11 protein-coding genes are annotated in these 15,570 nt (G+C 61.4%); 2 read left to right on the forward strand and 9 right to left on the reverse strand.

Going from position 1 to position 15,570, the window contains the following annotated elements; all coding sequences use genetic code 11:
* Positions 1 to 297 precede the first annotated feature (297 nt).
* A complete protein-coding gene (locus HX807_RS05095) occupies positions 298 to 858 on the reverse strand; it encodes a HutD family protein (RefSeq protein WP_177049432.1) in 561 nt (186 codons plus the stop codon).
* Positions 855 to 1,565 carry a histidine utilization repressor gene (gene hutC, locus HX807_RS05100; RefSeq protein WP_003217980.1) on the reverse strand — a complete coding sequence of 237 codons (711 nt, stop codon included), beginning with the start codon at positions 1,563 to 1,565 and terminating at the stop codon, positions 855 to 857. Before hutC ends, HX807_RS05095 begins: the two co-directional genes overlap by 4 nt.
* A 147-nt stretch (positions 1,566 to 1,712) precedes the next feature.
* Between hutC and HX807_RS05105 the strand changes: the two genes are divergently transcribed.
* Positions 1,713 to 3,077 (forward strand): formimidoylglutamate deiminase, encoded by a 1,365-nt coding sequence (locus HX807_RS05105; protein ID WP_177049433.1) that lies wholly within the window; start codon positions 1,713 to 1,715, stop codon positions 3,075 to 3,077.
* A 129-nt stretch (positions 3,078 to 3,206) separates the two neighbouring features.
* Here HX807_RS05105 and HX807_RS05110 read toward each other — a convergent pair whose 3' ends face one another.
* The 6 genes from HX807_RS05110 to HX807_RS05135 all read right to left on the reverse strand — a co-directional run bounded on the left by HX807_RS05110 (position 3,207) and on the right by HX807_RS05135 (position 12,837).
* Entirely contained in the window at positions 3,207 to 3,776 is a 570-nt protein-coding gene (locus HX807_RS05110) for a lipocalin family protein (protein ID WP_003217984.1), read from the reverse strand.
* 32 nt (positions 3,777 to 3,808) lie between these two features.
* Positions 3,809 to 4,063, reverse strand: coding sequence for a hypothetical protein (locus HX807_RS05115; protein WP_003217986.1), 255 nt, complete (start codon positions 4,061 to 4,063; stop codon positions 3,809 to 3,811).
* A gap of 143 nt (positions 4,064 to 4,206) precedes the next feature.
* Positions 4,207 to 5,217 carry a class 1 fructose-bisphosphatase gene (locus HX807_RS05120; protein ID WP_003217989.1) on the reverse strand — a complete coding sequence of 337 codons (1,011 nt, stop codon included), beginning with the start codon at positions 5,215 to 5,217 and terminating at the stop codon, positions 4,207 to 4,209.
* Between the two features lie 107 nt (positions 5,218 to 5,324).
* Positions 5,325 to 6,680, reverse strand: coding sequence for a DUF3999 domain-containing protein (locus HX807_RS05125; protein ID WP_177049434.1), 1,356 nt, complete (start codon positions 6,678 to 6,680; stop codon positions 5,325 to 5,327).
* Positions 6,680 to 10,216: a DUF2339 domain-containing protein gene (locus HX807_RS05130; protein ID WP_177049436.1), complete on the reverse strand. Its 3,537-nt coding sequence runs from the start codon at positions 10,214 to 10,216 to the stop codon at positions 6,680 to 6,682. The genes HX807_RS05125 and HX807_RS05130 overlap by 1 nt, the downstream gene beginning before the upstream one ends.
* 170 nt (positions 10,217 to 10,386) lie before the next feature.
* Positions 10,387 to 12,837, reverse strand: coding sequence for a glycogen/starch/alpha-glucan phosphorylase (locus tag HX807_RS05135; RefSeq protein WP_003217995.1), 2,451 nt, complete (start codon positions 12,835 to 12,837; stop codon positions 10,387 to 10,389).
* 235 nt (positions 12,838 to 13,072) lie between these two features.
* Between HX807_RS05135 and HX807_RS05140 the strand changes: the two genes are divergently transcribed.
* A complete protein-coding gene (locus HX807_RS05140; RefSeq protein ID WP_003217996.1) occupies positions 13,073 to 13,507 on the forward strand; it encodes a YkgJ family cysteine cluster protein in 435 nt (144 codons plus the stop codon).
* 204 nt (positions 13,508 to 13,711) lie between these two features.
* Here the strand turns inward: HX807_RS05140 and typA are convergent, their stop codons facing one another.
* Complete coding sequence (gene typA, locus HX807_RS05145) at positions 13,712 to 15,532, reverse strand: translational GTPase TypA (protein ID WP_003217997.1); 1,821 nt, start codon at positions 15,530 to 15,532, stop codon at positions 13,712 to 13,714.
* Between the last annotated feature and the right edge of the window lie 38 nt (positions 15,533 to 15,570).

Genomic DNA, 15,570 nt, shown 5'->3' on the forward strand with positions numbered 1-15,570 from the left:
ACATTGATGGGTGCGAAGAGGATGTTCATGGACTCTTACGCACACATCTTTACTTGTACATACAAGCATATGCAATCAAGCGGCCAACTTTGCGCGCAAGGTTTGAAGATTTTTCCGGGACGAGGGTGGAAGCCTTGGAAAACAAGGCTTCGCAGCATGATGAATTTTCTTACGGGGGATTTTTACAGTGCGGGAGACTTGTCATCGAGGCAGGGCTTTGCGCCATGCTGGGGCGTTCGGTAACAAGTTGGTGCGCGAAGAGGGAAACAAAATGTGGGGGAAGAAACCCCCACCTGTTCAAGCGGCGGCAGTCAATTCGATAACGCAGCAACGGCCAGTCACGCTGACGTCCAGCAGGGCGGTGTTACCGTCCAGTTGCAGGCAGTCGTGACGGTTCAGCCGCTCACCGAGCACCTTCACTTCATCGGCCACGCTGAACACCAGCACGGTGTGCGCGGCACTGAAGAAACGCTGCGTGCCGTCCATCCATTGCAACCGCGCTTGATAGCGCTGCGGCGAATAGATGAGGTTGAAATCGCGGATCGGCCCGCCGATCAAGCGGCAGGACACCTGGCTGTCACCCTTGAACGGGAATGGCTGCAGCGGTAACAACCCGAGCTGTTCCTCGCCATCCACCGTCAGCACCATGCCCGAGCCTTGCAGCACGGTGATAATGCGCTGGTACCCGGCAAAGGTGGAGAACCCGCCCGACTCGGCGATATCGGCAATCGACAGGCGCCAGCCGAAACCGTCCAGGCCCTCCCCCGCGTCACGGGTGATCTCTTCAGTGCTGCCGCCGCCGTTTTTCCACGGCATGCGAATGTAATCGGTAGCGCGCCAGACTTTCATCGAACTCATTTACTGAAACGTCCTTCCAGGCTATGACGGGAACCGGGGTGGATCAAACGTGCGGCCGTGACCGGCTGGCGGCCAGACCAGGTGCGGCGGCGAATCAGCAGGCACGGCTCGCTGGTTTCGATTTGCAGCAGCTTGCATTCGTCGGCGTCGGCCAGGATCGCCTCGACCACGTGCTCGCCTTCGGTCAGCGGCGCCACCTGGTTGAGGTAGGCATAGGGCGTTTGCTGGGTGAAATCCTGCTGCAGGTATTCCGGTGCTACCAGGGCGTTGACGAAACGGTCTTCGATTTGCACCGGAATGTCGTTTTCGTAGTGCACGATCAACGAGTGGAACACCCGCCCGCCTTCGCGCATTTCCAGCGCGACGGCGCGCTCGGAGCCGGCGGCTTCTTCACCGAGGGTAATGACCTTGCACGTATGGCGATGACCGCGGGAGGCGATCTCATCGGCAATGTTGTGCACTTCAAACAGCGCCGACTGGCTCTTGGGCTCGGCGACAAAGGTGCCCACACCTTGCATGCGTACCAGCAGACCTTCGGCAGTCAACTCGCGCAGGGCGCGGTTGATGGTCATGCGGCTGAAGCCCAACTGGTTGACCAGTTCGCTCTCCGAAGGCACGCGATAATGCGGCGGCCAGTTGCCGTTGAGAATCTGCTGGCTGATCATCTGTTTGACGCGGGCATACAAGGGCGCCGGACTTTCGTCCATGTGGGCAGCCAGTGGAGACTTGGCGGGCGGAGTCGACACAGGAAATCCTTGTAGGTGAAAAAGAAGCATAGCTTGCCGGAGTTTACCGAGCAGGCAAACGTCTGTATATGTATATACAAATAAACACACGACTGGGGTGCCTGAATCATGTCCGCTTTCTTTGCCGAACGCGCGCTGCTGCCTAATGGATGGGCCAACGATGTACGTCTTGAAGTCAGCGCCGATGGCCTGCTGACCAAGGTTGAGCCCAACACCAGTGCAGACGGTGCCGAACGGCTCAGGGGCCCCGTGCTGGCGGGCATGCCGAACCTGCATTCCCACGCATTCCAGCGCGCGATGGCCGGGCTGGCGGAAGTGGCCGGCAACCCGAATGACAGTTTCTGGACCTGGCGCGACCTGATGTATCGGATGGTCGGCAAGATCCGCCCCGACCAGTTGCAGGTCATCGCGCGCCAGTTGTATATCGAAATGCTCAAGGCCGGCTACACCTCGGTGGCCGAATTTCACTACGTGCACCACGACGTCAGCGGCCAGCCCTATGCCGACCCTGCGGAGCTGTCGCGGCAAATCAGCCAGGCCGCCGCCAACAGCGGTATCGGCCTGACGTTGTTGCCGGTGCTCTACAGCCACTCCGGTTTCGGCGGCCAGGCACCCAATGAAGGCCAGCGCCGCTTTATCAACAGCACCGAAAATTACCTGAGCCTGCAATCACGCCTGCAACCGATTCTGGCCGCGCAACCGGCACAACGGCTGGGCCTGTGTTTCCACTCGCTGCGCGCCGTCACACCGCAACAGATCAGCGAAGTGCTGGCCGCCAGCGACAAGGCGTGCCCGGTGCATATCCACATCGCCGAGCAGCAGAAGGAAGTCGACGACTGCCTGGCCTGGAGCGGCCAGCGCCCGCTGCAATGGTTGTATGACCATGTTGAAGTGGATCAGCGCTGGTGCCTGGTGCACGCCACCCACGCCAATCCGGAAGAAGTGACGTTGATGGCCAGGAGCCGGGCGATTGCCGGGTTGTGCCTGACCACTGAAGCCAACCTGGGCGACGGGATTTTCCCGGCGGTGGACTTCCTGGCCCAGGGCGGGCGCATGGGGATTGGTTCCGACAGCCATGTGTCACTGAGCGTGGTGGAAGAATTGCGCTGGCTGGAATATGGGCAGCGGCTGCGGGACCAGCGGCGCAACCGGCTGTATCGCAGCGATCAACCGATGGTTGGGCGTACGCTGTTCGATGCCGCGCTGGACGGCGGTGCCGAAGCGCTGGGGCAGCCGATTGGGCGCCTGGAAGTTGGCAAGCGTGCGGACTGGCTGGTGCTGGACGGCAACGATCCGTACCTGGCGACAGCGAACGAAGACGGGATCCTCAATCGCTGGTTGTTTGCCGGTGGTGATCGCCAGGTGCGCGATGTGCTGGTCAACGGGAAGTGGGTGGTGCGCGACGGGCATCACGCCGCCGAAGAAGACAGCAGCCGGGCGTTTACCCAGGTCCTGCGGGATTTGCTGGGCTGACAGACGACACATAACAAATGTGGGAGCTGGCTTGCTCGCGAAAGCAGTGGATCAGTCAATACATCTGGTGACTGTCACACCGCCTTCGCGAGCAAGCCCGCTCCCACATTGGATTGGCGCTGTTTCGTATTACTGCGAGGTCTTCGCCATCTGCTTGTCCGACGTACGCCAGATCAAACGCGTGGTGTCATACCCCTGCTGCCGCGCCCTGCTCAGCAGGTCTTCGCGGGTGTCGGCGCTGACCGTCGGCGTGCGCGACAGCAACCACATGTAGCGCCGGCTCGGGCTGCCGACAATGGCGGTCTTGTAGTCATCGCTGACGTACAGCACCCAGTAATCGCCCTTGGCCACGCCCGGCAACAGCGAGGTGAACCAGTTATTGAATTCGACCCACAGTTTGTCGGTCTTGCCGGCGACCTGCGGCGTTGCGGTGCCCTTGGCTTCCTGCCACTTCCACTCAGGGGTCAGGCAGCGGTTGAACACCGACATGTTGCCATCGGGCAACAGCGTGTAGCGGGCTTCGGACTGCGCACAATTGCGCTGGAAGTACATCGGCAAACGGGCCAGCTCATACCAGGTGCCCTGGTAACGCTTGAGGTTGACGCTGCCAACAGTCTTGGGTTGCAGATCATCGCCAGAATGGCTGGCGCAGCCCGCCAAAAACAGGCTGGCGCAGAGGTATAGAACGAAACGCATCATGTTGTTTTTCTCCCGCAGGCTTTCGCCCCGGTTTACTTCAGGCCTTGCCCGGAAAAAATCAGTACTTTGTCACCGGCATATTGCACGCTGATAAAGCTGTTTTTATCGCCCCAGGTGCAACTGGACATACCCAGCGCGCCAGAACAATCAGTCGGCTTGCCCAACAACGACTCCACCTCGGCCTTTGGCATGCCGGCCGACAGTTTTGCGTAATTTTCTTGAGTGACCTTGCTGCAAGCGGCCAGAAGCACGCAAAACGACAACAGGGCGAGACGGCGTAACGACATGGAAAAACTCCTGGAGAGACGAAGCAGCTTGGGGGTCTGCCAGAAGCTTAGAAGGGAAAAGAGGTGTCTGGTTCCCGACGAGCGAAAACAAAAAAGCCCCGAAAACGCTGAAACGTTTCGGGGCTTTTGCTTACCGCAAGGACTTACGCCTTGTGGTAGCCGGTCACACGCTCAACTTCTTCCTTCGAACCCAGGAACACCGCTACGCGCTGGTGCAGGCCTTCAGGCTGGATGTCGAGGATGCGCTGGTGGCCGTCGGTGGACGCACCGCCCGCCTGCTCAACCAGGAACGACATCGGGTTGGCTTCGTACATCAGGCGCAGCTTGCCTGGCTTGGACGGCTCGCGGCTGTCGCGTGGGTACATGAACAGGCCACCACGGGTCAGGATGCGGTGCACGTCGGCAACCATCGCAGCCACCCAGCGCATGTTGAAGTTCTTCTTCAGCGGGCCTTCTTCGCCGGCCATCAACTCGCCCACGTAGCGGGTAACCGGCTCTTCCCAGTGACGCTGGTTGGACATGTTGATTGCAAATTCCTGGGTGGACGCAGGAATGGTGATGTCTTCGTGGGTGAGCACGAAGCTGCCCATTTCGCGGTCCAGGGTGAAGCCCTTGACGCCGTCGCCCAGGGTCAGCACCAGCATGGTCTGTGGGCCGTAGATCGCGTAACCGGCAGCTACCTGCTCGGTGCCCGGCTGCAGGAAGGCCTTTTCGTTCAGGGCTTCGTTCTGGCTCAGGTATTCGTTCGGGCAACGCAGTACCGAGAAGATGGTGCCGACTGGCGCGTTGATGTCGATGTTCGACGAACCGTCCAGTGGGTCGAATACCAGCAGGTACGCGCCTTTCGGGTATTTGCCCGGGATCTGGTAGGCATTGTCCATTTCTTCGGACGCCATGCCGGCCAGGTGACCGCCCCACTCGTTGGCTTCGAGCAGGATTTCGTTGGAGATCACGTCAAGCTTCTTCTGCACTTCGCCTTGTACGTTTTCAGTGCCCATGCTGCCCAGGACACCACCCAGCGCGCCTTTGGACACGGCGTGGCTGATTTCCTTGCAAGCACGCGCCACCACTTCGATAAGGAAGCGCAGATCGGCAGGCGTGTTGTTGCTGCGGGTCTGCTCGATCAAATAGCGACTCAGGGTAACGCGGGACATGGAAGGCTCCGGAAATGGGGGGCTAAAAACCCGCGCAGTTTAACGCGAGTCGGGGCGTATTTCCTCCTATCAGAGGATTTAAACCCAATAGAGTTCATGGACTTTATTTAACGTGCCACCGGTGGCTTGCGCAGCAAACTGTAGGCCATGGCGCCCAGGGCCGCCACACCGAGCAGCAGCACGGCCCAAAGACCGAGCTTTTTCCAGTTCGGCCCGGCAACAACCGGGGCCGCGACCGCAGCCGATGTGACCACCGCCTCGCCCGCCACCTTGGCCTGCCCAAGCCCCGCGAGACGTTCGGCGCTGTAGTCCGGAATCAGGGTCGACAGCGGCAAGTTCGCGCCTTTCACCGACGGATTGCCGAGCACAAGGGTGAACGGTGGCTCGCCCCGCGCCAGGAACACCAACTGCGTGGCCCGCACCGCAAAGCTCAAGGTCGGCGCCTCCACGCCCAGGCCACCACCACGCTCGTCCACGTCGAGCTTGAGCTGCGCAACAGCCTGGCCCGGCAACTGCAGTTCGTTCTGTAAAACGTCCTGGCCATTTTGTGTCAACCGGTAGAGCAAACCGCTGCTCATGGGCTGCCAGGCCTGATTACTTTCCCGGCGGCCCGACAAGGTGACCGGCGCCAGGCTGTTGGGTTGGCTCAAGTCGATTCGCAAGCGTTCGACGTTCAGTGCGTTGGGTAACTGCCAGCTGTATTCCCCGGCCTTGAGCCGGCTGCCCGACAACGGCTGCGACCACACCAGCGGCAACGGCAGGTTGTGGGCGCTGACACTCTCCAACTGCGCCGACGTCAGCGCCGGTGCCGCCTGGCCTTTCCACAGCAGACGCAGATACCGCGCCGACTGCCCCGGCAAACTCACTTCATGCTGCTCGACGCGCTCATCGGCAAACGACAACCGCGCCACCTGCCCTTCGCCCCAGGCGCGCCAGTGCTGCAAGTCGTCGCTGGCTTCGATGCTGAAACGCTGGAAGCCGTCGCGCTCGCTCGTCCAGTCGAGGATCAGTTGCTGCAACGGGGCCTTGATCGCACTCGCATCGAGCAGCCAGCCGCGCAGCACTTCTTCGCCGGCCTCCAGTTGGCTCGGCGGCTGCACTTGCACCAGCGTGCCGGTGGACGTGGATTGCACACGCACGCTGGGCACGGCTTCGGAGGAGTCAGCCGCAGCGTACAACGGGAACCACTTCACGTTGGACAGGCTGCGGCTTTCGGTGCTTTGCGCCGACTGCCGCGCCAGCGCGTAAGCCTGGGGCTCGCCAGCGGCGTTGAACACCCGCACATCACTCAGGTCGGCCTGACGGGCGCTCAATTGCACCGCCAGCGGCAGTTCCAGGCGGTACCACGGGCCTTCGCCAATGACCGTCAGCGGCACCCGCGTGGTGAAATCGGCGGGCGTCTCCTGGGCCCAGGCCGATAACGTCGTGCACAACCCCAACAGCGCCACACTCAGCTTGCCCATCAAGAGGCCACTCCTTCAGTTTCAACCACCGGCTCGGGGCGCTTGGGCGGCAGCGGCGCGAAATAGCCCACCACCAGCAACAGCCCGCCCACACCGATAAACGATACGATCCGCGCCAGCCCGCCGCGGTTGCTCAATTCGACGAAGAACAATTTGGCCACCACGACGGCAATCAATGCCGCACCGATCAGCCACACCTCACGCCGGTGACGCAGATGGCCGCCGATCATCAGGCTCAGGGCAATCAGGGTCCACACTATCGACAGCCCGGCCTGCACCAGCATCGACTCCAGCAACGCATCCAGATGGAACGGCACGCCACCCCAGTGATGAGCCGTGCGCATCACCAGCGCAGTGAAGAAGGCGAACAACGAGACACCGGAGACCGCCTGGGCGACCAGTTCGGCGCACGGCCCGCGTTGCGGTGCGGCACTGCGGGACCACAGGTACACACCCAACAGCGCGAATAGCAATCCAATATCCAGCGGGTTAAGCAGCGGCACATACGGCAGCGGCTCGGCGGTGCCGTCGCTGAAGATATTCGCCAGCCAGAACCAGCCGAGCATCAACACCGCCAGCGGCAACGCGGCATACAACCGGTACTCGCGCGGGTACGCCGACACCGGCCACGGCCAACTGCGTGGCGCGGCGGCCAGCACCAGGTATAGGCTCGGCAGGATCGCCCAGCCCAGCCAGCTCCAGGCGTTGTATTCCTCGGACAGCAGCAACAGGCCGTAGCGCAGCTCCAGCGCCAGCACGCCGATCAGCAGCCAGCAGCCGAGCACGTGCGCGGCGCCCAGGGCTTTTTCCGGGATGACCAACGCCAGGCGCCGCAGCGACACGAAATGCACCGCAAATACCGCTGCCCAGGCCAGCCAGGCGAAGTTCGCCGCCGGGTGATAACGCGAGCCCCACGCGCCCAGCAACACCACGCCCACCGCCGGCATCAACAGCGTGCACAGCAAGCCCAGCGACGCCCATTGCAGCCTCAGGGCCAATACCGCCCAGATCACCACACTCACCGCCGCTACCGCCAACAGCCAGGTGCCTTGCAGCATCGACGGTGCAAAACGCAGCACTTCGCTGACCAACGCCAGCGTCCACCAACCCGCACCCCACACCAGCAGTACGTCGGACAGCCGCTGCAAACTCAACGCCTCGAACACCGGCGCATGAGGCCTGCGCTGCAAGCGCCAGGCACCGACCAGCGCCGCCAGCCCGAGCACCATTGGCGTCCAGAAACCGCTATGGCCCAAAGGACGCAAACCCTCGCTGGTCAGCGGCCCGAGCAGGTCCGGCACCGCGATCAGGAACGAAGCGCCGCCGATCACTTGCAGCAACAACCCGAAGACAAAACTGACGCGCTGTTGCAGGTACAGGCTCAGCCAGATGATCAACAAACCACTGGCCGCCCACACGCCGCTGGCGGTCTCCCACGGCAGCACAAACAGCACCGCCAGGTTGATCAGCACCAACCCGGCGAGCAACACCACCGACAGGCCACGCAACAACCGCACATCGCTGCGCACCATGGTGTCCCGCGCGGCCAGCAGCATGCCGCCGATCAATGCCAGGCCAATCAGCGATGCGGTGAGCAAGCCGCTCCAGCCCGCACTGAACACCGCGCCTGAATCAGCCCCCGCTTGCAGGCGCAGCAGGAACAGCGCACCACCCAGCAGTTGCACGGCAAACGCGGTGAAGAGGAACGTGCGCGAGCCGATTCGCAGGCCCACCAACAAGGTCGCAAGACCGGCAAGCGCCCAACTGATGGCCGTGCCCTGGGTCCACAGCAGCAACGGTGCGAGCAGGTACAAGAAGCCCAGGCCCACACTGGCCAATACCGGCAAGCCTCGACGCTCCCACTGCGCCGCGTGCTCCACCGGCGCCTTGCGCAACTGGTCGAAACTGAACAGCAAGGCCGCCCCCAGCAACAACGCACCCAAGGGTGCACCGTCCAGCAGGCTGGTCTCGCCAATCCGCAATTCGCTGAGGAACGCCAGCGCCGAACCGACTTGCAACAGCAAGCCAAACGCCCGTGCCAAAGGCCGCTGCTGACGCAGGCCGAGCCAGAAAATCCCGGCGCCTTCCACGGCCCAGGCCGCCGCGGTCCAGCGTGCGTCAAGGCCCAACGGAATCGCCAGGCTGGCGAAGATCACACCCAGCGCCAGGCAAGTTTCCGCCAGCAGCAAGGCGCGCCCGCCACTCAGCAAACGAGCCAGGCCCATATAGATAATGCCCAGGGCCAGCGCGCTGAACGCAGCGGCAAATTCCAGGTGCTGCACCAGCGCAAACTGCAAACCGAAGCCCACCAGCGGCGGACCGAACAGCATGCTGCCGTCGACATAATCGCCCTTGGCCGCCGACCAGCGCAGCAACGCGCCACGGCTGTCATCGTCCGGCGCGTCGCGCATCTCCAGCAACTTGCGCCGGGCGAACAACAGGCCGATGCCCAGGTACATCAGGAAAAATAGAATCAGGAACGGCTCGGTGCTCCACAGCAGCTCCGTTGTATAGGAGCGCATGCCCCAGGCGAAGCCGATGCCGAAGGTGCCGACAAAACCGATCAAATTGAGCAGGCGCCAGGCCTTGAACCAGGCGATGGCGAGAATGCCTGCGTTTAGCAGGGCGAAATAGCTGAACAGCGCCACATGGTTGCCGGCACCGGTGGACGTGAGGATCGGTGCCGCAAAACCGCCGAGTGCAGCGGCGCAGGCCAGGCCGAGGGCGTCCTGGGTAATCGCCAGGATCGCCGAGAAAACGGTGACCGCCACCAGCAAGCCGAGTGCCGCGCCGGGGTCGAGCAGCGGGTGCAGGCGCATCGCGGCGAACACCGTGAGGTACAACACCGCAATGCCGGTGCCCTGCAGCATCAACCCGTAATTACTGTTGCGCAGCCGCAGCCACCAACCCAGGCCCAGCAGTGCCAATGCGCAACCGGCGACACCTGCGTAACGCAACTCGATTGGCACCACCATGCCTTCAGTGGCATAGCGCAGCAGGAAGGCCAGGCCGAGGAACAACAACACCACGCCGACCCGCAGCACGGTGTTGCCACCGAACAGCCAGTTGCGGGCACCGCTGATTGCGCGCTCGATAAAGTTGGGGCCGCGAGGCACCGCAGGCGCGGCAGGTTGTTCAGGGATTTTCGCGCTCGGTTCGGCCCGCCACACATCAGCCGGCAATGGCTGGCTGGGTTCGGCCACCACACTTGAGTAGGCAGGTTCCAGTTCGGCGGGTAATTCCCAGACGAGTTCAGGCGGCGCCGCTACCGGCAGCGGCTCTTCGACAAACACAGGTCCGGCGGTTTCAACGGCGGCAGGGCTTTCCAGCAAGGCCAGGCGTTGCTCGACCACTTTCAGGGCGTTGCGGGCAGACTCCAGCTGACGGCCTTGTTCCTCCGTACGCGAGGCGAGCATCGACAGGCGAATCGCCTGGCCAATGCCCAAACCGAGCAGCGCACCAATGCCCGCATCACTGAACGACTCGTCGAGCGTCCAGCCGAGCACCAGGCCAATCAGCATGAAAATCCATTGCATGGCGGATATCCCTAAGCAGCCCGAAGCGGGCAAAGGCGATGCTCAGTATATCGACACGGACCCCATGTGGGAGCGGGCTTGCTCGCGAAGGCGGTGGATCAGTCACAAATTTGTCGACTGACGCTGCGCTTTCGCGAGCAAGCCCGCTCCCACATTTTTTATTGCGGTGTCTAATCCAACGCTTTCCAGATTTCCGTCGCGTATTCGCGGATGGTCCGGTCCGACGAGAACCAGCCCATGCGCGCGGTATTGAGCACCGCCGAACGCCACCATTCCTTGGAGTCGTGCCAATGGGCCTCGACCCGCGCCTGGGCATCCCAGTAGGAATCGAAGTCGGCACAGACCAGGAAGCGGTCGTAGTCGATCAGCGAATCCACCAACCCGGCATAACGGCCCGGATCATCCGGTGAGAACACCCCGCCACGAATCGCTTGCAGCACATCATTCAAGCGATGGGACGCGGCGATCTCTGGCCCGGCGTTGAACTCGCCCGCGTGTTTGCGCGCTTCCACCTGCTGGGCACTGAGGCCGAAGATGAACATGTGGTCGGCACCCACGCGCTCGTGCATCTCGACGTTGGCGCCGTCCATGGTGCCGATCGTCAGCGCGCCGTTGAGGCCGAATTTCATGTTGCTGGTGCCCGAGGCTTCAAAGCCAGCGGTGGAAATCTGCTCCGACAAGTCGGCCGCCGGAATGATGCTTTCCGCCAGGCTGACGTTGTAGTTGGGCAGGAATACCACCTTGAGCAACCCGCGCACGGTAGGGTCGTTGTTGACGGTACGGGCGATGTCGTTGGTCAGCTTGATGATCAGCTTGGCCTGGTGATAGCTGGCCGCGGCCTTGCCGGCGAAGATCTTCACCCGCGGCACCCAGTCGGTGCCCGGCTCGGCCCGGATCGCCTGGTACAGCGCGACGGTGTGCATCAGGTTCAGCAGCTGGCGCTTGTACTCGTGGATCCGCTTGACCTGCACATCGAACATCGCCGCCGGGTTGACCGAAATCCCCAGGCGCTCGTGAATGATGTCGGCCAGTGCCCGCTTACTGTGCAGGCGCTGTTCGGCGAAGGCCTTGCGAAAGGCTTGCTTCTCGGCAAACGGTTCCAGGTCTGCCAGGCGCTGTTCGGGGTTATCCAGCACGTCCGGGCCCAGTGCCTCCACCAGCATCGCCGTGAGCTTGGGGTTGGCCTGGTACAGCCAGCGGCGGAAGGTAATGCCGTTGGTTTTGTTGTTGATGCGGTCCGGGTAGAGCTTGTGCAGTTCGGAGAACACCGTGCTGCGCATCAGTTGCGTGTGCAGGCCGGATACGCCGTTGACACTGTGGGAGCCGAGGAACGCCAGGTTGCCCATGCGTACGCGGCGACCGTTGTCTTCTTCGATCAGCGAGACGGCACGCAGCACGTCGAAGTCATGGATGCCCTTGGCCCGCAGCGAGTCGATATGCTGGGCGTTGATCAGGTAGATGATCTGCATGTGCCGCGGCAGCATGCGCTCCATCAGGCCGACCGGCCAGGTTTCCAACGCCTCGGGGAGCAAGGTGTGGTTGGTGTACGAAAGGGTTTCGACGGTGACGTCCCAGGCGGCATCCCACGGGATGTCGTGCAGGTCCACCAACTGACGCATCAACTCGGCCACCGCGATCGAGGGGTGAGTGTCGTTGAGCTGGATGGCCGCGTGCTCGCCCAGGCTCAATACCGAGCCGTGCATGTTCTTGTGGCGACGCAGCAGATCCTGCAACGAGGCGGAAACGAAGAAGTACTCCTGGCGCAGGCGCAGCTCCTGCCCTGCTTCGGTGCTATCGGCCGGGTAAAGCACTCGGGAGATGCTTTCGGCGCGGGCCACCTCGGCGACGGCGCCCAAGTGGTCACCGGCGTTGAAACGTTCCAGGTGCAGGTCTTCCACCGCACGGGCACGCCACAGGCGCAAGGTGTTGACGCTGGCGCCGCGCCAGCCGACGACCGGGGTGTCATACGCCACCGCACGTACGGTTTCATTCGGCGACCAGACCTGGATCGACTTGCCGGACGCGTCCAGCACGGTTTCCACACCACCGCCAAAGCCGATCGGGTAGATCACTTCGGCGCGCTCGAACTCCCAGGGGTTGCCGAAATCCAGCCAGCGTTCGGTTTGCTCCTGCTGCCAGCCATCGACAATCGCCTGGCGAAACAGCCCGTGCTCATACCGAATGCCATAGCCATGGCCGGCGATGCCCAGGGTCGACATGCTTTCCATGAAGCAGGCCGCCAGGCGGCCAAGGCCACCGTTGCCCAGGGCCGCGTCGGGCTCCAGCAGGCGAATGCGCTCCATGTCCACACCCAACTCGCTCATGGCCTCACGGGCCACGTCCAGCAAGCCAAGGTTGCTCAGGCTGTCGTAGAGCAGACGGCCGATCAGGAATTCCAGCGAGAGGTAATAGACCCGCTTCTGTCCCTTGCGGTAGATGTGCCGCGTGTGGTCCATCCAGTGGTCGACCATGTGGTCGCGGGCGGCCAGTGCGATGGCTTCAAACCAATCGTGGTCGAAGGCGTGATCGGGGTCCTTGCCCACCGCATAGGTAAGTTTGGTCAAGACAGCATCGCGAAATGCGGCTACCTCTGCTTCTCGTACAAGCGGTTCCTGAGACATCGATGCGACCTCGGGCGAGATAGAAGGAGTTGCTAGAGCCTAGACGGTCTGACAGACGGTAGACGCTCTGGTTCGGCAGTTTTTTAACTCATTCACCTTTGCGGGAATTTGATGCAGGGGCCGTGCCCGTTTGTGGCCCGGCACAGCCTTCGAGCTGAAAGCTGGAAGATATTGTTCAAAAAACCACCAGTTCCGGTATGATCCCGCGCCGGATAACACCCCTCTTGGAAACCTGATGAAGCCTCAACTGATCGCCGCCGCGGAACTCGACCGTCTCGAGACCTGGCAGAAATACTCAAGCCATATGTGTGGCGGCTGTGTGTCGAGCTGCTGCACCCTGCCGGTTGAGGTGAAGATCAAGGACCTGATCCGCATCGGCATCGTCGATGAGTTCGAGCGTGGCGACCCGCCGAAGAACATCGCCAAGCGCTTGCAGAAGGAAGGCATCGTCGAGCGCTTCAACGCCAAATCCGAGATCTTCACCCTGCAGCGCATGAGCAACAACGATTGCCTGTACCTGGATCGTAAGAGCCGCTTCTGCACTATTTATGACAAGCGCCCGGATACTTGCCGCAATCACCCGAAAATCGGGCCGCGCCCGGGGTATTGCGCGTACAAGCCGAAGGAAGTGGTGCGCGAGACCAGGTTCAAGACCCTCGACAAGTTCTGATCCAGATTTTTTATTGCTTGAACTACCGCTTTCGCGGGCAAGCCCGCTCCCACACTTGACCTCATTCATCCTGAAAAAACGCGGTCGAATGTGGGAGCGGGCTTGCTCGCGAAGGGGCCCGCACAGTCACTACAGATATTGCAGGCATAAAAAAACGCCCCCGGCCTTTCGACCGGGGGCGTTTTTCATTCAGCCTGAGTTAACTCAGTTCTTGGCTTTCTTGGCAGCGCGGGTACGCTCGCCTTCGTCCAGGATCTTCTTACGCAGGCGGATCGACTTAGGCGTAACTTCGCACAGCTCGTCGTCCTGGATGAATTCCAGAGCCTGTTCCAGGGTGAAGCGAACAGGTGGAACCAGAGCGATGGTTTCGTCTTTACCCGAAGCACGCATGTTGTCGAGCTTCTTGCCTTTGGTTGGGTTGACGCCCATGTCGTTGTCACGGCTGTTCAGGCCAACGATCTGACCGTTGTAGATCTCTTGACCGTGTTCAACGAACAGCTTGCCACGCGCCTGGAGGGTTTCCAGGGAGTAGGTCAGCGCCTTGCCGGTTTCTACCGATACCAGAACACCGTTCTGACGGCCGGACATGTCGCCGGACTTCATGGTGTCGTAGCGATCGAAGATCGAGGTCAGGATGCCAGCACCGTTGGTCAGGGTCAGGAACTGGTTACGGAAACCAATCAGACCACGAGCAGGGATGTTGTATTCCAGACGCACACGGCCTTTGCCATCCGGCACCATGTTGGTCAGGTCGCCCTTACGCAGGCCCATCTCTTCCATGACCTTGCCCTGGGATTCTTCAGGGGTGTCGATGGTGACGTTTTCAAACGGTTCCTGCTTCACGCCGTCAACCTGACGGATGATCACTTCAGGACGACCAACGCCCATTTCGAAGCCTTCGCGACGCATGGTTTCGATCAGTACCGAGAGGTGCAGCTCACCACGGCCGGAAACCTTGAACTTGTCAGCCGAGTCGCCTTCTTCAACGCGCAGAGCAACGTTGTACAGCAGCTCTTTGTCCAGACGTTCCTTGATGTTACGGGAAGTCACGAACTTGCCTTCTTTACCGCAGAAAGGCGAGTCGTTTACCTGGAAGGTCATGGAAACGGTTGGCTCGTCAACGGTCAGAGGCTTCATCGCCTCGACGTTGTCCGGCTGGCACAGGGTGTCGGAGATGAACAGCGAGTCCATACCGCTCACACACACGATGTCACCGGCAAACGCTTCTTCAACGTCGATGCGGTGCAGGCCGTGGTGACCCATCAGCTTCAGGATACGACCGTTGCGCTTCTTGCCGTCGGCGCCGATGGCGACCACCGGAGTGTTCGGCTTGACGCTACCACGAGCGATACGGCCAACACCGATAACACCCAGGAAGCTGTTGTAGTCCAGTGCCGAGATTTGCATCTGGAACGGGCCTTCACGGTCAACTTTCGGAGCCGGTACGTTGTCGACGATCGACTGGTACAGCGGGGTCATGTCTTCAGCCATGTCGGTGTGTTCCAGACCGGCAATGCCGTTCAGGGCCGAGGCGTAGACGACTTTGAAGTCCAGCTGTTCTTCGGTGGCACCCAGGTTGTCGAACAGGTCGAAGATCTGGTCCAGAACCCAGTCCGGACGCGCGCCTGGACGGTCAACCTTGTTGATGCACACGATCGGACGCAGGCCGGCTTCGAAAGCCTTCTTGGTCACGAAACGGGTTTGCGGCATAGGGCCGTCTTGAGCGTCAACCAGCAGCAGAACGGAGTCAACCATCGACATTACGCGTTCAACTTCGCCGCCGAAGTCGGCGTGGCCCGGGGTATCCACGATGTTGATGTGGTAGCCGTTCCAGTTGATGGCGGTGTTTTTCGCCAGAATGGTAATACCGCGCTCTTTCTCCTGGTCGTTGGAGTCCATCACGCGCTCGTCGTTGAGCTCGTTGCGCTCCAGGGTGCCGGATTGACGCAAGAGTTTGTCTACCAGGGTGGTCTTACCATGGTCAACGTGAGCAATGATGGCGATGTTGCGTAGATTTTCGATCACTTGTGTATCTCGATCAGAGGATTCGGTGTGCTGACAGG

Origin of the sequence: Pseudomonas sp. D8002 (assembly GCF_013385695.1) — a bacterium.
Taxonomy (GTDB): Bacteria; Pseudomonadota; Gammaproteobacteria; order Pseudomonadales; family Pseudomonadaceae; genus Aquipseudomonas.

Bases quoted from the DNA above. Each gene is read 5' to 3' on its own strand.
- HX807_RS05140 (WP_003217996.1), top strand. From the start codon at position 13,073: ATGAAGCCTCAACTGATCGCCGCCGCGGAACTCGACCGTCTCGAGACC.
- hutC (WP_003217980.1), bottom strand. From the start codon at position 1,565: ATGGACGAAAGTCCGGCGCCCTTGTATGCCCGCGTCAAACAGATGATC.
- HX807_RS05095 (WP_177049432.1), bottom strand. From the start codon at position 858: ATGAGTTCGATGAAAGTCTGGCGCGCTACCGATTACATTCGCATGCCG.
- HX807_RS05120 (WP_003217989.1), bottom strand. From the start codon at position 5,217: ATGTCCCGCGTTACCCTGAGTCGCTATTTGATCGAGCAGACCCGCAGC.
- HX807_RS05110 (WP_003217984.1), bottom strand. From the start codon at position 3,776: ATGATGCGTTTCGTTCTATACCTCTGCGCCAGCCTGTTTTTGGCGGGC.
- HX807_RS05135 (WP_003217995.1), bottom strand. From the start codon at position 12,837: ATGTCTCAGGAACCGCTTGTACGAGAAGCAGAGGTAGCCGCATTTCGC.
- HX807_RS05125 (WP_177049434.1), bottom strand. From the start codon at position 6,680: ATGGGCAAGCTGAGTGTGGCGCTGTTGGGGTTGTGCACGACGTTATCG.
- HX807_RS05105 (WP_177049433.1), top strand. From the start codon at position 1,713: ATGTCCGCTTTCTTTGCCGAACGCGCGCTGCTGCCTAATGGATGGGCC.
- HX807_RS05130 (WP_177049436.1), bottom strand. From the start codon at position 10,216: ATGCAATGGATTTTCATGCTGATTGGCCTGGTGCTCGGCTGGACGCTC.
- HX807_RS05115 (WP_003217986.1), bottom strand. From the start codon at position 4,063: ATGTCGTTACGCCGTCTCGCCCTGTTGTCGTTTTGCGTGCTTCTGGCC.